Origin of the sequence: Comamonas koreensis (genome assembly GCF_021026195.1) — a bacterium.
Classification (GTDB): domain Bacteria; phylum Pseudomonadota; class Gammaproteobacteria; order Burkholderiales; family Burkholderiaceae_C; genus Comamonas; species Comamonas koreensis.
Map to the genome: position 1 here is coordinate 60,661 of NZ_JAJNCT010000029.1, position 24,019 is coordinate 84,679.

A 24,019-nucleotide genomic window follows, 5' to 3' on the forward strand; every position below is an offset into this window, starting at 1 on the left:
GGTGTCTCCTGGTGCTATTTAGGCGTACAGCGGGTTGATCTTGTCGGCATTGATGCCGTACTTGGCAATCGCATCGGCGACCTTCTGGGCGGGCAGCTTGCCGTCTTCGGCCAGCGCCTTGAGGGCGGCAACCACGATGTAGTGGCGGTCGATCTCGAAGTGCTCGCGCAGCTTGCGGCGGAAGTCCGAGCGGCCAAAGCCGTCGGTGCCCAGCACCTTGTAGGTGCGGCCAGCGGGGATGAAGGGACGAATCTGCTCGGCGTAGGACTTCATGTAGTCGGTCGAAGCGATCACCGGGCCAGTGCTGTTGCCCAGCTCGGCGGTCACAAACGGCACCTTGGCGGTTTCCAGCGGGTGCAGCAGGTTCCAGCGGTCAGCATCCTGGCCGTCGCGGGTCAGTTCGTTGAACGATGGGCAGCTCCAGACGTCGGCGGTCACGCCCCAGTCGGCAGCCAGCAGCTCTTGCGCAAAGAAGGATTCGCGCAGGATGGTGCCCGAGCCCAGCAGTTGCACGCGCAGGTCACCGGCGCCACCGGCCTTGCACAGGTACATGCCCTTGAGGATCTTTTCCTCGGTGCCGGGCGTCAGGCCAGGCATGGCATAGTTTTCGTTCAGCAGGGTCAGGTAGTAAAAGATGTTTTCCTGGTTCTGCACCATGCGGCGCAGGCCTTCATGCATGATCACCGCCACTTCGTGCGAGAAGGTCGGGTCGTAGCTGATGCAATTGGGGATGGTGCCGGCCAGGATGTGGCTGTGACCGTCTTCGTGCTGCAGACCTTCGCCGTTCAAGGTGGTGCGGCCCGAGGTGCCGCCCAGCAAGAAGCCGCGCGCCTGCAGGTCGCCCGCAGCCCAGGCCAGATCGCCAATGCGCTGGAATCCGAACATCGAGTAATAGATGTAGAACGGAATCATGATGCGGTTGCTGTGGCTGTAGCTGGTTGCCGCTGCAATCCAGCTGGACATGCCGCCCGCTTCGTTGATGCCTTCCTGCAGGATCTGACCCTTGGTGTCTTCCTTGTAGTACATCACCTGGTCTTTGTCGACCGGGGTGTATTGCTGGCCATGCGGGTTGTAGATACCGATCTGGCGGAACAGGCCTTCCATACCGAAGGTACGGGCCTCGTCGACCAGGATGGGCACGACGCGGGGGCCGATTTCCTTGTCACGCAGCAGCTGGGTGAGGAAACGCACATAGGCTTGCGTGGTCGAGATTTCACGGCCTTCGGGCGTAGCTTCGAGCACGGCCTTGAAGGTCTCCAGCGGAGGCACGGTGAACTGCTCGTCAGCCTTTTCGCGGCGCTTGGGCAGGTAGCCGCCCAAGGCCTTGCGGCGCTCGTGCAGGTACTTCATTTCCGGGGTGTCGTCCGCTGGCTTGTAGAAAGGCAGGTCGGCGATCTGGCTGTCCGGGATCGGGATGTTGAAACGGTCGCGGAAGGCCTTGATGTCCTCATCGGCCAGCTTCTTGGTCTGGTGGACGTTGTTCTTGCCCTCACCGACCTTGCCCATGCCAAAGCCCTTGACGGTCTTGACCAGCAACACGGTCGGCTGACCTTGGTGGTTTTGTGCGGCGTGGAAGGCGGCGTAAACCTTTTGCGAATCGTGGCCACCGCGCTGCAGGTTCCAGATCTCGTCGTCGCTCATGTGCTCGACCATCTTCAAGGTACGTGGATCGCGGCCAAAGAAGTTCTTGCGCACATAAGCACCATCGTTGGCCTTGAAAGCCTGGTAGTCGCCGTCGTTGCACTCCATCATGATCTTGCGCAGTGCGCCATCATGGTCCTTGGCCAGCAAGGCATCCCAGCCCTTGCCCCAGATCAGTTTGATCACGTTCCAGCCGGAGCCACGGAACTCGCCTTCGAGTTCCTGGATGATCTTGCCATTGCCGCGCACCGGGCCGTCCAGGCGCTGCAGGTTGCAGTTGATCACGAAAATCAGGTTGTCGAGGTTCTCACGCGCGGCCAGGCCGATCGCGCCCAGGGATTCGACTTCGTCCATTTCACCGTCGCCGCAGAACACCCAGACCTTGCGGTTTTCGGTGTTGGCAATGCCGCGGGCATGCAGGTACTTCAGGAAGCGCGCCTGGTAGATCGCCATGATGGGGCCCAGGCCCATGGACACGGTGGGGAACTGCCAGAAATCGGGCATCAGCTTGGGGTGGGGGTAGCTGGACAGACCCTTGCCATCCACTTCCTGGCGGAAGTTGAGCAGTTGCTCTTCGCTGATACGGCCTTCCAGGTAGGCGCGGGCATAGATGCCGGGCGATACGTGGCCTTGGATGTAGAGGCAGTCACCGCCGTGGTTGTCGCTCTCGGCGTGCCAGAAATGGTTGAAGCCAGCACCAAACATGCTGGCCAACGACGCGAAGGAGCCGATGTGGCCTCCCAGGTCGCCGCCTTCTGGCGGGTGAATGCGGTTGGCCTTGACCACCATGGCCATGGCGTTCCAGCGCATGTAGGCGCGCAGGCGCTGTTCGATCTCGAGGTTGCCGGGGCTGCGGGCTTCCTGCTCGGTCTCGATGGTGTTGACGTAACCGGTCTTGGCGGAGAAAGGCAGATCGACGCTGTTCTGGCGCGCGTGCTCGAGCAGCTGCTCGATCAGCGAATGGGCGTACTCGGCGCCTTCGCGGTCGATCACAGCGGACAGCGCGTCCATCCATTCTCGGGTTTCTTGGCCGTCTGTGCGGGTGGGGCCGTTGACGGCTTTTTGTTCGGATGGTTCGGACATGCTGGCGTCTCCTTCAAGTGATCTGCTATGAATGACTGTGCCAGAGTTTCTCACATTTTTTGAAGATTTCAAATAGCGGTCTTCATTTTCATATTATGGGAAATTGCTGCAAACGCACAATCCACGGGCACTGCAGCAGGACGCCTTAGGGGACAAGGCGAACGATTTGTCCAGCATCAGGGCATGGCTGCCCTGCCCTCGTCTACACTCATCGACCATGAATTCGACCGAGCGCCCCGCCACCCCGCCCCCGAACAGCCGACCCCGTTTGGTGCAGATGTGGCAAACCTGGTGGCGCGGATTGTCACCTTCGAGACAAGACCGTTATGCGGCCATTGCGCCGTTGGTAGCAGTGGTAATGTTTTTCATCGCCATCGTGGCGGCCTTTTGGTACTTGCGCAGCGAAGAGTTGGAGCGCGAACGCGAGGCCATGCGCCGGGATGTGGAATATGCCCAGCAGCGCATTCGGCTGCGCCTGTCCGAGCGCCAGGAGCAGCTGATGCGCCTGGCCCGCGACGTGGGCAACCAAGACGTGGACAAGAACGGCTTCAATGACCGTGCCGACACGCTGATCAGCCAGTATGCCGAGTTGCAAGCACTGACTTGGATCGATACCGCGCGTCAGGTGCGCGCCACCCAGTTCGGCCCCAGCGTGGCGGCCGAGAACCTGCTCACCCTGGATGAGGTGATCCAGAAAAAGGAACTGCTGGAGCTGTTTGAGATGGCGCGCGACCTGCAGCAGCCGGTCTTCTCGCAACCGCTGGCCACCAGCGATACAGCACCCATGCTGCTGCTGGAGGTGCCGATCAGCCAAAAGGGCCGCTTCGGCGGCGTGCTGCTGGCCGAGTTCTCGATTGAGAACCTGCTGCGCTACGGTACACCCACAGAGATCCTGGCGCGTTACGCGGTGACCATGCAGGATGGCAAGGGCACCACCTTGGCCGGCACCCCGCTCACGCCCCGCGTCGTGGCCCAGCGCCTGCTGCCTTGGCGCGCGGTGCCCAATGAGTTTGATATGCCGGTGGCACCCGTTGGCAACAGCTTGAAGCTACGCGCCCAGGGTTACCACACTTCGCTGGGCTTGGTCAGCAATGGCCTGTTCTGGCTGGTGGGGGTGCTGAGCTTCATGACGGCCTGGCTCCTGGTGGCCACCTGGCGCCATACGCGCAAGCGCATCCGCGCGCAAGAGGCACTGCAGGGCGAGACCAATTTCCGCCGGGCGATGGAAAACAGTGTGCTGACCGGCATGCGCGCGCTCGATCTGCAAGGCCGCATCTCCTATGTGAATGCCGCCTTCTGCCAGATGACCGGCTGGAGCGAAGAAGAGCTGGTGGGCAAGCTCCCCCCCTACCCTTATTGGCCCGAGGGCGACCAAAGCACCTACCACGACATGCTGATCGACGAGATGAGCGGCAAGGTGTTTCCGGGTGGCTTCCAGATGCGGGTCAAGCGCAAGAACGGCACCATGTTCGAGGCGCGGCTCTATGTCTCGCCGCTGATCGACGGCCATGGCCGCCAGACAGGTTGGATGACCTCGATGACCGACATCACCGAGCCCAACCGCATCCGCGAGCAGCTGTCTGCCTCCTACGAACGCTTCACCATCGTGCTGGAGGCGCTGGACGCTTCGGTGTCGGTGGCGCCGCTGGGCAGTGCCGAGCTGCTGTTTGCCAACAAGCTCTACCGGCAGTGGTTTGGCTCGCAAACGGTGGGCCATTTGCAGCTGGTGGCCCAAGCCGGCGTGCTGCCCAGCAGCAGCAATGCCAGCACCAGCATGGACGACGAGGACGGGCTGATGGGCCTGCCCAGCGACCAGATCACCACCGCCGTCAGCGGCAACGCCGAGATCTATATCCCCGAGCTGGGCAAATGGCTGGAAGTGCGCTCGCGCTACCTCAACTGGGTGGACGGGCGCCTGGCCCAGATGGTCATTGCCACAGACATTACCCCGCGCCGCGAGGCTGAAGAGCAAGCCGCGCGCCAGGCCGAAAAAGCCGCCACCGTGAGCCGCCTGGTGACCATGGGCGAGATGGCGTCGAGCGTCGCGCATGAGCTGAACCAGCCGCTCTCGGCCATCAGCAACTACTGCTCGGGCATGATCACCCGCGTCAAGAACGGCAGCCTCAGTGAAGAGGCTCTACTTGGCGCGCTGGAAAAGACGGCCCACCAGGCGCAGCGCGCCGGGCAGGTGATCCACCGTATCCGCTCGTTTGTCAAACGCAGCGAACCCAACCGTGAGCTGGCCGATGTCAGCGACATCGTCAGCGAGGCGGTGGAGCTGGGCTCGATTGAGCTCAAACGCCACAATGTGCGGCTTTCGCACCACGTTGCTGCGCGCCTGCCCAAGGTGAAGGTGGACAGCATCCTAATCGAGCAGGTGCTCATCAACCTGATGAAGAACGGCGCCGAATCCATTGCCAATGCAGAGCGTCCGGCCCACCAGCGCATGGTGGAACTGCGCGTCGTGCCTCGCAAGATCGACGCCACGGATGTGATAGAGTTTTCCGTTCAAGATACGGGGCGCGGCCTGTCACCTGAAGCATTGGAGCGACTGTTCCAGGCCTTCTTCTCCACCAAGAGCGAAGGCATGGGAATTGGTCTCAATTTGTGTCGCAGCATTGTGGAATCTCACCACGGCCGGATGCAGGCGGAGAACCTCTACAATGGGACGGAGGTGACAGGTTGTAATTTCAGCTTCTGGATTCCGGTGGCCACGCCGGCGGAGTCTGCTGAATAGCCAGCGCTATACCAATACTGATAGAAGGAATTGTGCATGAGCTTGATCCCGAAAAAGGGCACGGTCTACGTAGTCGATGACGATGAAGCGGTTCGTGACTCGCTTCAATGGTTGCTGGAGGGCAAAGATTACCGTGTACGCTGCTTTGATTCAGCCGAATCCTTCTTGGCTCGCTACGACGCCCGCGAAGTGGCTTGCCTGATTGTCGATATCCGCATGGGTGGCATGAGCGGCCTGGAACTGCAGGACCGCCTGATCGAAAACAAGTCGCCCCTGCCCATCGTCTTCATCACCGGCCACGGCGATGTGCCGATGGCTGTGGACACGATGAAAAAAGGCGCAATGGATTTCATCCAGAAGCCTTTTGACGAAGCGCAGCTCGACACCTTGGTGGAGCGCATGCTCGACCAGGCACGTGATGCCTTTGCTGGCCACCAGCAAGCTGCCAGCCGCGATGCCCTGCTGGCCAAGCTCACCGGCCGCGAGTCGCAGGTGCTCGAACGCATTGTGGCCGGCCGCCTGAACAAGCAGATCGCCGATGACCTGGGCATCAGCATCAAGACCGTCGAAGCGCACCGCGCCAACATCATGGAAAAACTGGGCGCCAATACCGTGGCTGATCTGCTCAAGATTGCCCTGGGATCGAATGCGGCCGCCAAGGCAACGTGATAAATTAGCGGCCTTCGCGCCCTAAGGACGACGTTCCAATAACGCTTCTCAAAGCGCAATGCGCCGGTACCGGCTTCGGTACGGCGCATTTTTCAATTCCGCGCGCCATGCTGGGGGCTCGCCCGGCTGCTGGACCACGCGCAACCCTTTTTGGATGACCACATGACTGCTCAATTGATCGATGGCAAGGCCCTCTCCCAGCAACTGCGTGCCGATGTCAAGGCGCGCGCCGACCAGCTCAAGGCCCGGGGCATCGTTCCGGGTCTGGCTGTCATTCTGGTGGGCGACAACCAGGCCAGCCAGGTCTATGTGCGCAACAAGGTCAAGTCCTGCGAAGAATGCGGCTTTCACTCGGTGCTGGAGAAGTACGACGCCAGCATGACCGAGGCCGAGCTGCTGGCCCGCGTCGAAGCGCTGAACAACGACCCGAGCATCCATGGCATCCTGGTGCAGCTGCCGCTGCCCAAGCACATCGATGACCACAAGGTCATCGAAGCCATCTCGCCCAAGAAGGATGTGGACGGCTTCCATATGGCCAGCGCCGGCGCGCTGATGGTCGGTGAAGTGGGCTTCAAGGCCTGCACGCCCTACGGCTGCATGAAGATGCTCGAATCCATTGGCATGAAGGACCTGCGCGGCAAGCATGCCGTGGTCATTGGTCGCTCCAACATCGTGGGCAAGCCCATGGCCATGATGCTGCTGGCAGCGAACGCCACTGTCACCATCACCCACAGCGGCACGGCCGACCTGGCTGCGATGACCCGCCAGGCCGACATCATCGTGGCGGCCGTCGGCAAGCTCAATGTGCTGACCGCCGACATGGTCAAGCCCGGCGCTGTGGTGATCGATGTGGGCATGAACCGCAATGCCGAAGGCAAGCTCTGCGGCGATGTGGATTTTGACGGCGTCAAGGAAGTGGCTGGCTACATCACCCCCGTGCCCGGCGGTGTGGGCCCGATGACCATCACCATGCTGATGGTCAATACGCTGGAGTCGGCCGAGCGCGCCTGATCTCCGCAAAATCGCCTCGATTCCGCGCCGATTTATCGCTGCGGTAAAACTATGAAAACGATAGCTGTTGGCATCCGCCTTGCCGGTGCCAGCGGCTTTTTTTTGTGCTTAAATGACAGGCAACACGATTATGTTCCAAGTGCCAATAAGGCATTGATTGCGGGGCGCCAGGCCCCATATACAGCACCATGACCAATCCATTGCTCGACTTCAGCGGCCTGCCCCGCTTTGACCAGGTCCAACCTGAACATATCGCCCCCGCCATCGACCAGCTACTGGCCGACAGTGAAGCGGCCCTCAAGACGGTAACGGCGCCCGAGTTCCCGGCGCAATGGAACGAGATCGCCAAGGTGCTCGATGTCAGCACCGAAAAGCTGGGCCGTGCCTGGGGCATGGTCGGCCACCTCAACTCTGTGGCTGACACGCCTGCACTGCGCGCCGCCTACAACGCCGAGATGCCCAAGGTCACCGCCTTCTGGACGCAGCTGGGCGCAGACGAGGCGCTGTATGCCAAATACAAAGCCATTGACCCGGCAAGCCTGAACAGCGAACAAAAACAGGCCTGGGACAACGCAATGCGCAATTTTGTGCTCGGTGGTGCCGAGCTGCAAGGCGAGGCCCGCGAGACCTATGCCCAACTGCAGGAAAAAAGCGCCATCGCCTGCCAAAAATACAGCGAAAACGCGATGGATGCCACCGACCAGTTTGCCTACTATGCCGAACTGGACGAGCTGGCTGGCGTGCCGCAAGACGTCATCCAGGCCGCCCGCGCTGCGGCCGAGGCCGAAGGCAAGCCCGGATACAAGCTGACCTTGAAGATCCCCAGCTACCTGCCGGTAATGCAGTTTGCCAAGAGCAGCACCTTGCGCGAAAAGCTCTACCGCGCCTACACCACGCGGGCCAGCGAGTTTGGCGATAGCAAGCTGGACAACACGCCCTTGATGGTCGAGATCCTGAAAATGCGCGAGCAGGAAGCGCATCTGCTGGGCTACCCCAGTTTTGGCGAGCTGTCAGTGGCACCCAAGATGGCGCAGTCGTCTGCCCAGGTGATGGAATTTTTGCAAGAGCTGGCCAGCAAGGCCAAGCCCTATGGCCAAAAGGATGTGCAGGACCTGCGCGACTATGCCCGTACCGAGCTGGGCCTGGACAACCCGCAGGCCTGGGACTGGGGCTACATCGGCGAACACCTGAAAGAGGCGCGCTACGCCTTCAGCGAGCAGGAGCTCAAGCAGTACTTCCCGGCGCCCAAGGTGCTGGCCGGTCTGTTCCGCATTGTCGAGACACTGTTCGGCGTACAGATCAAGGGCGACCTGGCTCCCGTCTGGAACCAGGACGTGGCCTTCTACCGCATTGAGCGCGACGGCGAGCTGGTCGGCCAGTTCTACCTCGACCCGCCTGCCCGCAATGGCAAGCGCGGAGGTGCCTGGATGGACGATGTGCGCACCCGCTGGCTGCGCCCGGACAACGGCCAGTTGCAAACCCCGATCGCGCACCTGGTCTGCAATTTTGCGGCTGGCGTGGATGGCAAGCCGCCGCTGCTGACCCATGACGACGTGATCACCCTCTTCCACGAAACCGGCCATGGCCTGCACCACATGCTCACGCAGGTCAATGAACGCGATGTCTCCGGCATCGGCGGTGTGGAATGGGATGCCGTAGAGCTGCCCAGCCAGTTCATGGAGAACTTCTGCTGGGAATGGGAAGTGCTGCGCCATATGACAGCCCATGTCGACACCGGGGAGCCGCTGCCACGCGCCCTCTACGACAAGATGATTGCCGCCAAGAACTTCCAATCGGGCATGCAGACCCTGCGCCAGATCGAGTTCTCGCTGTTTGACATGCGCATCCACACCGAGCTGTCGGGCGATGGCATCAATGCGGACGCCATTTACGGCGTGATGCGCGATGTGCGCCGCCAGGTCGCCGTGCTGGACCAGCCAGACTTCAACCGCATGCCCAATACCTTCACCCACATCTTTGCGGGGGGCTATGCAGCCGGTTACTACAGCTACAAGTGGGCTGAGGTGCTGTCCGCCGATGCCTTTGCCAGCTTTGAAGAGGCAGCGAATAAGCGCGGCAGCAGCGATGTGGTAGACCCCGAGGTGGGCCAGCGCTACCTGCATGCCATTCTGGAAGCGGGTGGCAGCCGCCCCGCCATGGAATCGTTTAAGGCCTTCCGTGGCCGCGAGCCGCAGCTCGACGCACTGCTGCGCCACCAAGGCATGGCCGAGCCGCTGACGGCCTAAGCGGCGCAGGGCTGCCGGGCGCCCAAGCAATGCCCGGCAGGGCCAGCGCAAGCCTTGGCGCTGCGCGGGCATAATGGCGCTACAACAGCTATAGAGAGGGATAGGCATGAAGACAAAGGCTTTGGGCAGCTTGCTCGTTGGCACCGCCATCGCCTGCGCTGCCGGCTGGGCAAGCGCACAAACGGTGTACCGCATTGTGGGCCCTGATGGTCGGGTCACTTTCTCGGACCGCGCACCCACCTCCGACACGCCGAGCCAATCGGTCTCGACCGGCGTCGTGACTGAGCCTGCCGGCACCCGGCTTAATGACTTGCCGCTTGAGGTCAAGCAAGCCGCCACCAAGTACCCCATGACGCTCTATTCCAGCAAGGACTGCGGCGCTTGCGACACCGCTCGCCGTTATTTGCTAACCCGTGGGGTGCCTTTCTCGGAGAAGACCGTGACCTCCAACGAAGAGATCCAGGCGCTGCGCAGGCTCAACCCGGAAGGCTCCATTCCCTTTGCCACCTTGGGCGGCCAGCACTTGGCGGGCTTCAATGAGAACGACTGGAGCGCCTATCTGGATGCCGCCGGCTACCCAGCCCAGTCCAAGCTTCCTTCCAGCTACCGCCCTGCCCCCGCGCAGCCGATGATCCCCAAGGTGATTGCACCGGCGGCGGCCCCATCTGCACAACCTGCGGAACCTGGCAGTGCACCGGCATCGGGCAATCCAGGTGTGGAGCCGGACCGCGTGACGCCGAACAACCCGACCGGCATTGTTTTCTAAGCGAAAACAGTCCTCGCATCAAAAAAAAGCCCGACCAGCTATCAGCCGGTCGGGCGATTTTTTTGGGGTTTGGCGGTTTTAGAACTCGAGCGTTTCCACGCCTTGCTCCGTTCCCAGCAGGCAAACTGCCGCCTTCTGGTGCGCAAACACGCCCACCGTGATCACACCAGGCCACTGGTTCACTTCCGATTCAAAAGCGGCAGGGTCGGCAATCGCCAGACCGGTGACATCAAGGATGTGCTGGCCGTTGTCGGTGACCAGGGGCTGGCCGTCCTTGAGGCGCAACGTGGCCTGGCCACCCTTGGCTGCGAAGCGGCGGGCGATCTGGGTGGCAGCCATGGGAATGACTTCGACCGGCAGCGGAAACGCACCCAAGGTTTGTACCTGCTTGGACGCATCAGCGATGCAGATGAAGCGGTCGGCCAGGGCAGCGACGATCTTCTCGCGCGTCAGCGCAGCGCCGCCGCCCTTGACCATGAATCCCTGGTGGTCGATTTCATCGGCGCCATCGATGTAGACTGCGAGGCGCTCGACCTCGTTCGCATCGAACACCTTGATGCCCAGCGCCTGGAGGCGCTCGGTGCTGGCCACGGAGCTGGATACTGCGCCCGGAATCTGGTCCTTGATGGTGGCCAGTGCATCAATGAACTTGTTCACGGTGGAGCCAGTGCCCACGCCTACGATTTCTCCGGCAACCACATACTGCAGGGCTGCGCGGCCAACCTCGGCCTTTAATTCGTCTTGTGTCATGGTAGTGCGATCAGATCAGCGAAAATACGGATAACGCCTTGATTATCCCATCCCATGTCCCTGATCCCCTATTCCCTCTCCCGCGCCGTTCTCTTTGGCATGCAGCCCGAAGCTGCCCACGACTTCACGATGGACATGCTGGCCAAGGGCCAGAACACGCCGCTGGCCTGCGCCTGGCGCCAAAGCCGGGTCAATGACCCCATCAGCTTGGCGGGTCTGCAGTTCCCCAACCGGGTGGGCATGGCGGCGGGTCTGGACAAGAATGCGCGCGCCATTGATGGCCTGGGCGCCATGGGTTTTGGCTTTGTCGAGGTGGGTACGGTCACGCCGCTGGCGCAGCCCGGCAACCCCAAGCCGCGCATGTTCCGCATCCCGGAGCGTGATGCGCTGATCAACCGCCTGGGCTTTAACAACGAAGGCCTGGCAGCCTTTGTGGCCAATGTGAAAAAGGCCCAGTTCCGCAAGCAGCCATCGCCGCTGCTGCTGGGCCTCAACATTGGCAAGAATGCGGCCACGCCGATGGAAAATGCCACCAGCGACTACCTGGCTTGCCTCGATGGCGTCTACCCCCATGCGGACTACATCACGGTCAACATCAGCTCGCCCAACACCAAGAACCTGCGCGCCTTGCAAAGCGATGCGGCGCTCGACGCGCTGCTGAGCGCGCTGGTGCTGCGCCGCGCGCAGCTGGCGCGCGAGCACGGAAAGTACAAGCCCGTGTTCTTGAAGATCGCCCCCGATCTGACGGAAGAACAGGTCAACGTGATCGCCAACAGCCTCAAAGCCCATGGCATGGATGGCGTGATCGCCACCAACACCACCATCAGCCGCGATGCGGTGCAAGGCCTGCAGCATGCAGAGGAAACCGGTGGCCTCTCCGGCCGTCCGGTGTTTGAGGCCAGCAATGCCGTGGTGCGCCAGTTGCGTGCCGCCCTGGGCCCACAGTTCCCGATCATTGGCGTGGGCGGCATCCTGAGTGGTGCCGATGCGGTCGAAAAGATCAAGGCCGGCGCCGATGTGGTGCAGATCTACACCGGCCTGATCTACCGGGGCCCTGGCCTCGTCACAGAGATTGCGCAGGCGCTGAAAGCGCAAGGCGGTCGCCGCTGATTCAGCCATAGCAACCAGCACCAGGCCAGCATGCGCTGGCCTTTTTAGTGCTTGCTTGCTGCGCTGCAGCGCCCAGGCGCGTCGCTCAGGCCGCAGTTTTCAAGCTCGCAAGTCCCAGCTTGGCCAGCAGCTTGGCATCGCTGTCGGCCTCCGGGTTGCCGGTCACCAGCAACTTGTCGCCATAAAAGATGGAATTGGCCCCCGCCATGAAGCACAGCGTCTGCACCGCCTCGCCCAGCTGCTGGCGGCCGGCAGACAGGCGTATGCGGGCCTTGGGCATGACGATGCGGGCAACCGCGATCACCCGCACAAAATCCAGTGGGTCCACCGGCTCGCTGTCGGCCAGCGGCGTGCCGGGCACGCGCACCAGACTGTTGATGGGCACCGACTCCGGATAGGGCTGCATATTGGCCAGTTGGGCCAGCAAAGCGGCACGGTCGACCGGCGTCTCGCCCATACCGACGATGCCGCCGCAGCAGACCCGGATGCCTGCCGCACGGACATGGGCCAGCGTATCGAGCCGCTCCTGGTACTGCCGGGTGCTGACGACATCGCGGTAATAAGCGGGGCCGGTGTCCAGGTTGTGGTTGTAGTAGTCCAGCCCGGCATCGCTCAGCGCCTGGGCCTGGTGAGGCGCCAACATGCCCAGCGTCGCACAGCTTTCCAGCCCCAGGGCCTTGACGGCTGCGATCATTGCGCTGATCTGGGCGATATCCCTGTCCTTGGGTGCGCGCCAGGCCGCACCCATGCAAAAGCGGCTGGCACCCGCTGCCTTGGCCGCTTGCGCCGCGCGCACCACCTCCGCCACATCCATCAGCTTGTCAGCCTTGACTCCCGTGTCGTAGGCCGCCGACTGCGGGCAATAACCGCAGTTCTCCGGGCATCCACCCGTCTTGACGGATAGCAGGGTCGCCAGCTCGATATCAGCCGCTGGCCAGTGCGCATGGTGCACCGTCTGCGCATGGAACATCAAGGCCATAAAGGGCATATCAAACAGCGCTTGGACTTGGGCTGCAGGCCAGGGCTCTGCCGCCGTCGGCTGATCGGTCACCGCTACTTGGGGATGCCAATGCAGAGCGGATGTAGTCGTGCCAGGGTTATGGGGGGTGGACATGGGGAACCTCCTCGATCGCTGCCCGGTGCGAGATGCCCGGGCATGGCACTTATTGTGTCCAGATCCCATGTGCAGCCAAGCGGTGCCCTGGGTCCTCTTCAAGCCTGGTTTGGCAGCTTTGCTGTGCTCTCAATTTAGGGCGCTGTTGCGGGCATGTTGCATACAAGAAGCCAGTACATTGCTGCAACTTTCGGCATTTCATCGGCAACCGCCCTCTTTCTGGGCTCAATAGATGGCCAAACAATGTGCACAACGCGGGCAATTAGCAGCAAATGATGGGTTTCCAATGCCTTCGAGCGCCCAGCTTGGCCACTGCGATGCGCTAGTAGGCTATCCGGTCAAAAACCACTGGCACTATTTGGGAGTTTATTGACGCCAGCACCCCGTTTTAGCCCCAGCGGTGCTGAGGGTCTTTGCAGCCATCGGGCATAAAAAAAGCCGCAACGGCGTGCGGCTGTGGCTGGGTTTGCAGGGCGCTTAGCTGCCTGCGCCCTCTGGCGTTTCTGGCAGTTCTTCAAAAAACACCAGATGGTTGCCAAAGGGGTCGGCAATGCGCATCTCCAGCATGCCCCAGGGCATGCGCTCCAGCCCTGGCTTGGCATAGCGGTAGTTCTTGGCCAGCAGGCTTTGCTGGTAGGCCTCCAGTTGCGGCCAGGCAATGCGCACCGTGCTGCCGGGGCAGGCGTCGCCATGGTGCTCGCTCACATGCAGCACGCAGGCCAGTCCCGCAGCGTTGCGCAGGCTGAGCTGTTGGTAGAGCGGAAAGTCATCGCCAAAGCGGTGTGTCCAGTCCTGGGCAAAGCCCAGAAACTCCTGGTAGAACTCGGCAGCGCGCTGGGCATCAAAGCTGCGCAGCACCGGGATCACGCAAGGCTGAAAGCTGGGGATATCGGCCATCGCAGCGTTCTCCTCAACCGAGGGCGGCAATGACATCAGCCGGCGCTTGCACCAGCTCGATTAGCACGCCCTCGCCCGCGATGGGGAACTCGTCATTGCTCTTGGGATGCAGAAAGCAGATGTCATGGCCCGCAGCGCCTGGGCGAATGCCGCCTGGCGCAAAACGCACGCCCTGGGCAGTGAGCCATTCGACAGCCTTGGGCAGGTCGTCAATCCACAGGCCGATGTGGTTGAGCGGCGTGGCATGCACGGCGGGCTTTTTGTCGATATCCAGCGGCTGCATGATGTCCACCTCGACCGCGAACGCGCCCTTGCCCATCGCCAGAATGTCTTCGTCGACGTTTTCGCGCTCGCTGCGGAAGGTGCCTGTTTGTGACAGGCCCAGCATGTCCACCCAGAGTTTTTTCATGCGGTCTTTGTCAGTGCCGCCGATGGCCACTTGCTGGATTCCCAAAACCTTGAACGGACGCTGTGCTGACATGCTGTATAGGCTCCTTGTGTTAGATGGTGAGCGGCTTGCGCTGCAACAGCCATTGTGCCAAGGCTTGGCCCCATTTGCGGTAGAACGTGCGACGGACATATGCGGCATAAAGCGCTTGCGCATCTGTATGAATTGATCGACATTGCTTACATATTGCAGCCAAAACCACTTCAGAAAAGTGCCCGGTGTTTACCCTAAATAACTACAATTGAAAGGAGTCAAACACCAAATAGAGTATTACTATACTTGAATGGCTTTTTGACTCCGCAGTTTTCCCCGCCCCCGCACCCCACCACCATGTTTGCCACCCCGCTCTGCTTGATGCACCGATCGCTTGCCCAGCCGGCAGCGCGGAAGACATGCCAACGATCCCTCGCGGGACTGCCATGCCGCGATTAAGTCCGCCCATGCCCGCAGTGCCAGCCAGCGAAGCCAAGCCTGCGCGCAGCTTTGCCGTACCCAAGCGCAAGCGCAGTTTGCTGCTCAGCATCTGGCCCTTTGTGGCGTTAGCCATTGTGCAGACGGTACTGGCCATCTCTAGCCTCCATATTCTGGGGGCTATGCGGGCTTTCAGCTCAGGCGAGAGCCAGTGGAGCAAGGGCCAAAAGGACGCCACCTATGCACTGGCGCGCTATGCCGTGAGCGGCGACCCTGCTGCCTATGAGCAGTTTCACCAAGGCCTGCACATTCCGATGAGCGACATGCAGGCGCGCCTGATGCTCGAAGACCGGGGCTATGCCGCCCGGCCCCAGGCCGCCTTGCTGCTGCTGCAAGGCCACAATGAGCCCGAAGAAATCAATGCTCTGATATGGCTGACGGTGTATTTCAAGAACACCGACTCCATAGGCCAGCTGCTGGCGCGCTGGGAAGACGCCGATGAACCCCTGCAGGAGCTGCAGACCCTGGCTGGCGATATCTATTCCTGCCTCCAAACGGCGCCGCCTACCCCAGAGCAAAAACAGAGCTGGCTGGCACAGATCAACGGGCTGCAGGTGCAGCTGTCCGAGGCTGAGCGGGCCTTTAACAAGGTGCTGGGCGATACCTCGCGGGCGATGAACAAATGGCTGTGGTCCATCAATATCGGCATTGCGCTGGCCATGCTGAGCCTGCTGATGGGCCATACTTGGCGCCTGCAACGCAAAACAGCCCGCGCGGAAGATGCGCTCGATCTGGTCAGCGAGCGCGCATCCACCACCTTGGCCGCCATTGGCGAAGCCGTGATCACCACCGATGCGGCCGGCCATGTGATGTACATGAACCGTGCCGCAGAAGAGCTGCTGGGAGAGAGCCTGGAGCAGCTGGTCACGACGGAGCTGGTCCAGCATATCCATGCCCCGCCCTCTTTTGCTGGCAGCGACAGAGACACGGCTATTCCGCTGGTGCAAACGGCCATCTCCGATGCATTGCAAGGACGTGAGCACCCGCGCGACACGATCTTCCGTCTCTATGACGCGCAGTACCATGTGCGCGAGGTCAGACTGGCATTCACCCCCATTGGCGACGATACCGGCACCACCGAGGCTGTGTTTGTGCTGCACGATGTGAGCCAGGAGCAAAGCTATATCCGTGAACTGGCCTGGCAGGCGACCCATGACCAGTTGACCGGCCTGGTCAACCGCTATGAGTTCGAGCGCCTGCTCGGCGTGTTGTTGGCGCAGACCAAGGATGCCCGCACGCCAGCTACCCACCACGCGATCATGTACCTGGACCTGGACCAGTTCAAGGTCATCAACGACACAGCCGGGCATATCGCGGGCGACGCCATGTTGCGCGCGATGAGTGCCATGCTGCAGCGCTGCCTGCGCAGCGGGGACACACTGGCCCGTGTAGGCGGCGATGAGTTTGCCATCTTGCTGACGCAGTGCTCCTTTGATGAAGCCAAGCGTATTGCCGAGCAGATCCGCGATGCAGCGCAGAATGTGCGCATCCAATGGGGCGAGCGCAGCCTGAGTGCGGGCATCAGCATCGGCCTGGTCAAGCTGGCGGCGCCCCTGGCTTCCGTGGAAGAAGTGCTGCGCGTGGCTGACATGGCCAGCTACGGCGCCAAGCAGCGCGGCCGCAACAATGTCTACGCCTACGATCCCGGCGTGGACCAGGAAATTGCCCGCTATGTCGGCGAAATGGAATGGGTGGAGCGCATCAAGGCCGCCCTCGAAGGCGGGCATTTCTGCCTCTATTCCCAGTCAATTGTGGCGCTGAGCCCTGCTGCCGACGACATTGCCGGCGGAGGCCAGCATATCGAGGTGCAAATCCGCATGCGCCTGCCCGATGGCAACATCATCAGTCCGGTGTTGTTCATTCCCGCTGCCGAGCGCTACGGTCTGATGCCGATGGTGGACCGCTGGGTGGTCAAGCAGACCTTGCAAACCCTGGCACACCTGCAAAAAACCGCGCAAACGCCTGCTATTTCCTGCTGCGCCATCAACCTGTCGGGTACCTCGCTGGGGGACGAGCGCCTGCTCGATTTCTTGCAGGCGCAGATTGCGTTCTATGGCGTGGATCCGCGCACGCTGTGCTTCGAGATCACCGAGACTGCTGCCATTACCCACCTGCCCAATGCCATCCGCCTGGTCAAGGCCTTGAAAGCCATGGGTTGCCGCTTCTCGATGGATGATTTTGGCGCAGGGGTTTCGTCATTCGGCTCCCTAAAGAACCTGCCTGTGGACTTTCTCAAGATCGATGGCGCCATCGTCGCCGACATGCTCAATGAGCCGGCACACCGTGCAATGGTTGACGCCATCAACCACCTGGGACATGCACTGGGCATGACGACGATCGCCGAGTTTGCCTCCACCCCCGACATTGTCGACACCTTGCGTGATATGGGCATTGACTACGCGCAGGGCTATGCGGTAGGCCGCCCGCAACCCTTCTCCGACGCCGTCGCTACCCCGGCTTCCGACCAAGTGCACTGAGTGCACACCAGACAGCTTCGCGGCTGCATCCCCCGGCCTTCCGCACCACCGTGTTGCATGCAGACACGGTAGATGCATTCTGCATCCCTCACCTATCACAACGGCATGCAGACCTACGCCGAGAGCAGATTGTCTCTGTGGGTGGTAGCGCAGCAAATTGCGAACAATCTTGAGCCTAGGCGTACGCGTATTGGCTTTCTCTAATTTGTCATGTATATTAATATAATTAATCAATTACATAATCATAATCGTGTCAGTCAATCTGAGAGGATGCCTGGAGGCCTGTCGGCGCTTGACCTGTGCCCTGGCTTTTTGCAGCGTGGCCGGGCTAGTCCCAGCCGCGCCGCTGGCGTATGTGGTCAACCGGGATGAGAACCTTGTTTCGGTGGTCGATGTGACCAGCCAGCGTACGGTTACCACGATCCCTGCCGGCATGGCCATGCCGCAGGAGATTGCCATCAGCCCGGATGGCTGCCTCGCCTATCTCTCCAGCGTGTGGTCCGCCACCATCGGCGTACTTGATCTGGGCAAGAACAAGTTGCTGACAGGAATTCCTATGAACCATGTCAGCAACGATGTGGTGTTCAGTCCCAGCGGTGGACTGGCCTATGTAGATACCAACACTCCCGGCGGCGGCGCGATTGCCGTCATTGACACTGCCACCCATCAGATCATGCGTACCTTCCCTGTCAGCCCCCAAAACACCCGCGGCATGGCCATCCACCCGGATGGTTCACGCCTGTACTCGCTCGAGCAACACAGCGACCCCGACACCGGAAAAGTCGCGGTGATCGACCCCGGCAGTGGCGAAGTGCTGAAACACATCAGCGTTGGGACGGATGCCAGCGATATCAAGGTGCAACCCTCTGGTAGTTTGGCCTATGTTGTGAACCGGGAGTCACGCCAGGCGCGTGGCAGCGTCAGCGTGATTGATACCCGCGCCAAGACGGTTGTGGCAACAGTCGCCGTCGGCAAGCACCCCAGCCGAGTCGCTTTTCATCCAGCAGGTACACAGGCCTATGTCACCAACAGCGGGGACGGCACCGTGTCTGTCATCGACACGGCCAGCCATGCAGTGGTGGGAGTCATTCCTGTGGAGCAGACCCCGCAGCATGTGGTGTTCGATCCCGTGGGGACGCATGCCTATGTCAGCGATCCAAGGACGAACCGCCTGTCCATCATCGATACCAGTACCCACGAGGTACGCGGCTCGGTGACTGTGGGCAGTGCGCCCTGGGGCGTTGCATTGGCCAGCAGTGCCCGCAAGGCGGCTGCCAAGCTGGATGCCAATGGCTTGGAAGCCGGCAGCGTGGTGGCTGGCAAACCCATTCCGATCAGCGGCGTCTGGGCGGGTCTGTTGCTCGTGGTGGCGGGCATCACGGCGCTGCACCGCCATGGCCAAAGACTGATGGGCTAAAAGCCCAAGGGCGGGGCCTCCCGCGCCGATTCAGCCACCAAAAACAAAGGCGCCAAGCGTAAACTTGGCGCCTTTTTTGGCGATCTCAGCGCGGCAATGCGCCAGGCTTAGCGGCCGCTCTTGCGCGCGGGGCCAGACTTCTTGGCCGCAGCAGGCTTGCCTGCGCCGGCACGCACACCTGCACGGGGAGGCAGACCGGTGTGCTGGGTCAGCAACTGGCCCGGCTTGGGCTGCGCACTGCGGAAGCGCACATCGCCCTTGGGCTCTTGCTGCTCCTGCGGGCGGCGCGGTGCCATCGCCACGGCCTTGCCATCCTTGTTGGTGGTGTAGCCCAGGCCGGTGCCACCCTTGGAGGCGGTGCTGTTCTTCTTGCGCGCACTCTGGTAGCTGCCGTCCACCAGCGGTTGGAAGGTCGGGATGAGGTGCTGTTTGCCGTTGCCGATCAGGTCCGAGCGGCCCATGGTCTTGAGCGCCTCGCGCAGCAGCGGCCAGTTGTTCGGGTCGTGGTAGCGCAAAAAGGCCTTGTGCAGACGACGGCGCTTTTCACCGCGCACGATGTCCACACGCTCTTCGGCCTCGTCGCGCATCTGGCGGCGCACCTTGGTGAGCGTATTGCGGCCGCTGTGGTACATGGCCGTGGCCGTGGCCATCGGGCTGGGGTAGAAGGTCTGCACCTGGTCGGCGCGGAAGCCATTCTTCTTCAACCAGATCGCCAGGTTCATCATGTCCTCATCGCTGGTGCCCGGGTGGGCGGCGATGAAGTAGGGAATCAGAAACTGCTTCTTGCCCGCCTCTTCGCTGAATTTTTCAAACAGCTGCTTGAAGCGGTCATAGCTGCCAATGCCCGGCTTCATCATCTTGTTCAGCGGTCCTGCCTCGGTGTGCTCAGGGGCAATCTTCAGGTAGCCGCCCACATGGTGCTGCACCAGCTCCTTGATGTATTCGGGCGACTTGACGGCCAGGTCATAGCGCAGACCCGAGCCTATCAGGATCTTCTTGATGCCGGGCAGCTTGCGCGCGCGGCGGTAGATCTTGATCAGCGGACCGTGGTCGGTGTGCAAGTTCGGGCAGATGCCCGGGAACACGCAGCTGGGCTTGCGGCAGGCCGCCTCGATCTGCGGGCTTTTGCAACCCAGGCGGTACATGTTGGCCGTGGGGCCACCGAGGTCGGAGATGGTGCCGGTGAAGCCCTTGACCTTGTCGCGGATGTCTTCGAGTTCCTGGATGATGGAATCTTCCGAACGGCTCTGGATGATGCGGCCTTCATGCTCGGTGATCGAGCAGAAGGTGCAGCCGCCAAAGCAGCCTCGCATGATGTTGACCGAGGTGCGGATCATCTCCCAGGCGGGGATCTTGGTCGCGCCTTCGTGGCTGCCCGTCTCGTCGGCATAGACGGGGTGTGGGCTGCGCGCATAGGGCAGACCAAACACCCAGTCCATTTCGGCGGTGGTCAGCGGAATGGGTGGCGGGTTCATCCACACATCGCGGGCCGTAGTGCCTTCGCCATGGGCCTGCACCAGTGCGCGTGCGTTGCCGGGGTTGGTCTCGAGGTGCAGCACGCGGTTGGCGTGGGCGTAGAGAATCGGGTCGCTCTTGACCTCTTCAAAGCTGGGCAGGCGCAACACGGTACGGTCGCGCGCCGGCATCTTGGACTTGTGGCGCAGCGACAGGTTGGGCACAAACTGCAGCGGCTGCACATTCGACAGCGTGGACGCGCTGGTGCTGGCAGCGCCTGCAGGCGTGCCACAGGCCGCCGCAGCCGGCGCTGCATCAGCGCCCTGCTTTTCCGCGTCTTCCTTCGCGCAGCTCTGGCCTTGGGCCTCTGCCTGCTCGCTGGTCGTCATGTAGGGGTTGATGTGGGGCTCGACCTCACCGGGCTCGTCGACGGTGGTGGAGTCCACCTCGAACCAGCCCTCTTCCGATGCACGGCGGAAAAACGAGGTACCACGCACATCGGTGATGTTCTCCACCGGCTCGCGCGCGGCGATGCGGTGGGCTACTTCCACCAGCGCACGTTCGGCATTGCCGTAGAGCAAGATGTCGCACTTGCTGTCCACTACGATGGAGCGGCGCACCTTGTCGCTCCAGTAGTCATAGTGGGCAATGCGGCGCAGCGAACCTTCGATGCCGCCCAGCACAATGGGCACATCCTTATAGGCTTCACGGCAGCGCTGGCTGTAGACGATGGCCGCGCGGTCCGGGCGCTTGCCACCCACGTCGCCAGGGGTGTAGGCGTCGTCGGAGCGGATCTTGCGGTCAGCCGTATAACGGTTGATCATCGAATCCATGTTGCCCGCCGTCACTCCCCAGAACAGGTTGGGCTTGCCCAGCGTCTTGAAGGCATCGGCACTTTGCCAATCCGGCTGCGCAATGATGCCCACGCGAAAGCCCTGGGCTTCCAGCACGCGGCCAATGACGGCCATGCCAAAACTGGGGTGGTCCACATACGCGTCACCGGTGACCAGGATGATGTCGCAGCTGTCCCAGCCCAGCTGGTCCATCTCGGCACGGCTCATCGGCAGAAATGGCGCCGGGCCAAAGCGCTTGGCCCAGTACGGCTTGTAGCTGGTCAGCGGCTTGGCAGCACGTTCAAAAAAAGAAACATCAATCGGGGCAGACATGGGCAACAACAGTCGTGGAGTAATGCACGCGGGGCTCGGTGCCAGCGGTGGCAGGGTCCGATATTCTAAAAAAATAGCCCGTAGCGCGCATTTGTACGGGTATTGATGCTATGTATTTGGAAGCATCTGCGGGGGCAAAGCCCCAGTTAAGACCAGGGCGGTCAAGGCATTGCAGCGCGGCTCCAGACCAAGGCAATCGCTGGCCCCTAACTGGCGAGACCATAACCTTCAAGGCAAGGGGCGCTAAACCCACATTTTTTGCGCTGCATCAAATAGCCTGCCATTGTCGCATGGCTGAGCAATGGACCGCAAATAAAAAAGGCAGCCCAAGCTGCCTATGGCGTTGATGCGATGCGAGTTTCGTCAGTCAACCGGTACCGAAATCTGGCGCTCTTGTTCAGCGCCTTACCACTCGCCACCTTCGCGAACGCGTTGGGCCAAATCCACGTAGCTGCCATCGTCATTGGCACTGGGGGTGGTTGGCAGTGCTGCCAGCACCTCCGTCACATAGGCGGGCGTCTCCAAACCTGCACGTCCGAACCCATGGTTGTTCAAGGAATCCAAATTGGTTTGCAGTTGGTGTTGCATGGTCGCTCCCGGGTAATGTGTCAGTCGGTGGTATGAAATGGTTCTTGGAAAAATCGGGGTAGACTCGCGCCTGGCTGCGCCTGAGGTCTCCACTGCGGTCAGCCACTCCATCACTGGAGCGCTCCCGCCATTGAAACAATGATATGTGTCTAACGCATGACATCTAGGCGACGTTGACGCATCACAGTGTAAGCAAACGTCTTCTCCACGCAACGCATGCCCTACACCCTGGCCCAGGCCGTTCATAGCGAACTGGTCATCAAGAAAAGCCGCTTCATCGGCTGCGTTCAGCCGGTGCAGGACCGCGCACAGGCGCTGGTCATCGTTCAAAGTCTGCGCGAGCAACACCCCGGTGCCAACCATGTCTGCTGGGCGCTGATGGCGGGCGGGCAGTCTGCCGCCGTCGATGATGGCGAGCCCAGCGGCACTGCCGGCCGCCCCATGCTGGATGTTTTGCGCCACCAGCAGATCGAAGGCGCTCTGGCCACCGTGGTGCGCTACTTTGGCGGCGTCAAGCTGGGCGCTGGCGGCCTCGTCCGCGCCTATACCGATGCCATTGCCCAGGCCATGTTGAAGGCCGAAAAAGTTGAGCGCCAGGCGATGACCCGCCTGCAATGCCGTCTACCCTACGCGCTGGAAGGTGGCATGCGGCGCGAGGTCAGCAGCGCCCATGCGCAGTTGCTTAACGTGAGCCATGGCGACGATGTGCTCGCAGAGATTGAGTTGGTCGCATCGCAGGCGCCCGACTTCATCGCCAGAATGAACGAGCTCGGCCAGGGCCGCCTGACCTGGATTGACGAGCCCGCTTGAATCCGCTCGACCGCAGCCAGCACCGCGTTTGCGCTCGGTTCCATGTAAAAGAGTAATTCAATCCTGTGCCCAACATGCATGCGCTTTTCAGTGCCGTTATCATCAAACGCGACCGGGATGCGCTAGCGGGTAGCGCATGGAAATAGCGAGACTAACTATGGCCATTCATTTATGGGATTACGCACCTGACGCGCTGGAAGTATCGATGAGCGAACTGCTGGTGGCCACGGCCGAAGGCGCCGACGACCTGATCGACCAGAACGTGAAAGAGGTACTGCACGGCCTGCGCGAGCATCTGAAAATGGACGTCATCTTTGTTTCTGAGATCCGCAATGGCCAGCGCACCTTCAAGCATGTGGACCACAGCGCTGATAAAGCCTTGATCGCAACCGGGGGCGGCTCCTCACTGGAGCAGTCCTTCTGCCAATGCGTGCTCGACGGCCGCCTGCCGCCGCTGGTGCACGATGCTGCACAACACACAGAGTCCGCGAAACTCCCGGCCACGCCCTTCCGCGGCGGCGCCCATTTGAGTACGCCCATCATCCTTGCCGATGGTCAGATCTACGGCACCCTGTGCTGCTTCAGCACCGAGCCCGATCCTACGCTGCGCGAGACCGATCTGCAGAAGCTGGCCGTCGTTGCCAAACACACGGCCAAGCGCATTGATGTGCGCCGCGAGTCTGAGCGTGATGCCGAGCTGGAAAACTGGAAGCTGCAGCCGCTGGATGAGAAAAAGCAGGGTTGGCAGTTCCCTACCAAGAAGGGAAACTGAGCGGCCAACGCTGTTGTAGCCAATGCAGCAGCGCCGCAGTAGGCGTGGCTGCTTCTCAGGCTAGAATGGATAGATTCGCGGGTGTCGTTCAGTGGTAGGACTCTTGCTTCCCAAGCAAATAATGTGGGTTCGATTCCCATCACCCGCTCCAGACAAAACAAAACGCGCCTCGAAAGGCGCGTCAGATTGTTGATAAACCCCCGTTTTTTCAAACGGGGGTTTTTTCTTGCCGCTATGCGAAGCGATACGCAGGCCCAGGCAGCTGCGCGCCGCCAAACTTTTGCTTTGCGTGGTGCGCTTGCTCGCGACGCTCGTAGCCTCTCATAGCCGCTTTTAAAAGCCGTAAAAGCCGCGCCAGCAGCAGCGCGATCTTCTTCATGTTCTGCGCGCA

At 61.4% G+C, this 24,019-nt stretch carries 17 protein-coding genes and 1 tRNA gene; 11 read left to right on the forward strand and 7 right to left on the reverse strand.

Annotated elements, in window-relative coordinates; all coding sequences use genetic code 11:
* Window positions 1–18 precede the first annotated feature (18 nt).
* The gene (aceE, locus tag LPW39_RS20550; RefSeq protein ID WP_133856162.1) at window positions 19–2,724 is read right to left on the reverse strand and encodes a pyruvate dehydrogenase (acetyl-transferring), homodimeric type; all 2,706 of its coding nucleotides are present in this window, start codon (window positions 2,722–2,724) and stop codon (window positions 19–21) included.
* 277 nt (window positions 2,725–3,001) lie between these two features.
* On the opposite strand from aceE, the gene LPW39_RS20555 reads away from it, so the two are divergent.
* From LPW39_RS20555 to LPW39_RS20575, 5 genes are all read left to right on the forward strand, one after another.
* Complete coding sequence (locus LPW39_RS20555; RefSeq protein ID WP_230779499.1) at window positions 3,002–5,461, forward strand: PAS domain-containing sensor histidine kinase; 2,460 nt, start codon at window positions 3,002–3,004, stop codon at window positions 5,459–5,461.
* A 36-nt stretch (window positions 5,462–5,497) separates the two neighbouring features.
* Window positions 5,498–6,130, forward strand: a complete 633-nt coding sequence (locus LPW39_RS20560; protein ID WP_133856160.1) for a response regulator transcription factor — start codon at window positions 5,498–5,500, stop codon at window positions 6,128–6,130.
* Window positions 6,131–6,292: 162 nt separating this feature from the next.
* The gene (gene folD, locus LPW39_RS20565) at window positions 6,293–7,141 is read left to right on the forward strand and encodes a bifunctional methylenetetrahydrofolate dehydrogenase/methenyltetrahydrofolate cyclohydrolase FolD (RefSeq protein WP_230779452.1); all 849 of its coding nucleotides are present in this window, start codon (window positions 6,293–6,295) and stop codon (window positions 7,139–7,141) included.
* Window positions 7,142–7,329: 188 nt separating this feature from the next.
* Window positions 7,330–9,387, forward strand: coding sequence for a M3 family metallopeptidase (locus LPW39_RS20570; RefSeq protein WP_230779456.1), 2,058 nt, complete (start codon window positions 7,330–7,332; stop codon window positions 9,385–9,387).
* A gap of 106 nt (window positions 9,388–9,493) precedes the next feature.
* Window positions 9,494–10,153: a glutaredoxin domain-containing protein gene (locus LPW39_RS20575; protein WP_230779459.1), complete on the forward strand. Its 660-nt coding sequence runs from the start codon at window positions 9,494–9,496 to the stop codon at window positions 10,151–10,153.
* 78 nt (window positions 10,154–10,231) lie between these two features.
* Here the strand turns inward: LPW39_RS20575 and rpiA are convergent, their stop codons facing one another.
* Complete coding sequence (gene rpiA, locus LPW39_RS20580; RefSeq protein ID WP_230779462.1) at window positions 10,232–10,903, reverse strand: ribose-5-phosphate isomerase RpiA; 672 nt, start codon at window positions 10,901–10,903, stop codon at window positions 10,232–10,234.
* Between the two features lie 54 nt (window positions 10,904–10,957).
* Between rpiA and LPW39_RS20585 the strand changes: the two genes are divergently transcribed.
* On the forward strand, window positions 10,958–12,013 hold the full coding sequence (locus LPW39_RS20585; RefSeq protein WP_230779465.1) for a quinone-dependent dihydroorotate dehydrogenase: 1,056 nt from the start codon (window positions 10,958–10,960) through the stop codon (window positions 12,011–12,013).
* Between the two features lie 85 nt (window positions 12,014–12,098).
* Here LPW39_RS20585 and bioB read toward each other — a convergent pair whose 3' ends face one another.
* The 3 genes from bioB to LPW39_RS20600 form a co-directional block, all read right to left on the reverse strand.
* Window positions 12,099–13,127, reverse strand: a complete 1,029-nt coding sequence (bioB, locus tag LPW39_RS20590) for a biotin synthase BioB (protein ID WP_230779468.1) — start codon at window positions 13,125–13,127, stop codon at window positions 12,099–12,101.
* Window positions 13,128–13,604: 477 nt separating this feature from the next.
* A complete protein-coding gene (locus tag LPW39_RS20595) occupies window positions 13,605–14,060 on the reverse strand; it encodes a glyoxalase superfamily protein (RefSeq protein WP_230779471.1) in 456 nt (151 codons plus the stop codon).
* Window positions 14,038–14,505, reverse strand: coding sequence for a VOC family protein (locus LPW39_RS20600; RefSeq protein WP_230779474.1), 468 nt, complete (start codon window positions 14,503–14,505; stop codon window positions 14,038–14,040). Before LPW39_RS20600 ends, LPW39_RS20595 begins: the two co-directional genes overlap by 23 nt.
* Before the next feature lie 407 nt (window positions 14,506–14,912).
* On the opposite strand from LPW39_RS20600, the gene LPW39_RS20605 reads away from it, so the two are divergent.
* Window positions 14,913–17,420: an EAL domain-containing protein gene (locus LPW39_RS20605; RefSeq protein WP_230779478.1), complete on the forward strand. Its 2,508-nt coding sequence runs from the start codon at window positions 14,913–14,915 to the stop codon at window positions 17,418–17,420.
* 319 nt (window positions 17,421–17,739) lie between these two features.
* A complete protein-coding gene (locus tag LPW39_RS23540) occupies window positions 17,740–18,837 on the forward strand; it encodes a YncE family protein (protein WP_230779480.1) in 1,098 nt (365 codons plus the stop codon).
* 107 nt (window positions 18,838–18,944) lie between these two features.
* Here LPW39_RS23540 and LPW39_RS20615 read toward each other — a convergent pair whose 3' ends face one another.
* Window positions 18,945–21,458 carry a YgiQ family radical SAM protein gene (locus LPW39_RS20615; protein WP_230779483.1) on the reverse strand — a complete coding sequence of 838 codons (2,514 nt, stop codon included), beginning with the start codon at window positions 21,456–21,458 and terminating at the stop codon, window positions 18,945–18,947.
* Window positions 21,459–21,863: 405 nt separating this feature from the next.
* Window positions 21,864–22,046, reverse strand: coding sequence for a hypothetical protein (locus tag LPW39_RS20620; protein WP_021028080.1), 183 nt, complete (start codon window positions 22,044–22,046; stop codon window positions 21,864–21,866).
* A gap of 216 nt (window positions 22,047–22,262) precedes the next feature.
* Between LPW39_RS20620 and LPW39_RS20625 the strand changes: the two genes are divergently transcribed.
* The 3 genes from LPW39_RS20625 (at window position 22,263) to LPW39_RS20635 (ending at window position 23,779) form a co-directional block, all read left to right on the forward strand.
* Entirely contained in the window at window positions 22,263–22,856 is a 594-nt protein-coding gene (locus LPW39_RS20625; RefSeq protein ID WP_230779486.1) for an IMPACT family protein, read from the forward strand.
* A 205-nt stretch (window positions 22,857–23,061) separates the two neighbouring features.
* Window positions 23,062–23,628 (forward strand): GAF domain-containing protein, encoded by a 567-nt coding sequence (locus tag LPW39_RS20630; RefSeq protein WP_230779489.1) that lies wholly within the window; start codon window positions 23,062–23,064, stop codon window positions 23,626–23,628.
* A 77-nt stretch (window positions 23,629–23,705) separates the two neighbouring features.
* A tRNA-Gly gene (locus LPW39_RS20635) sits at window positions 23,706–23,779 on the forward strand.
* Window positions 23,780–24,019: the final 240 nt, after the last annotated feature.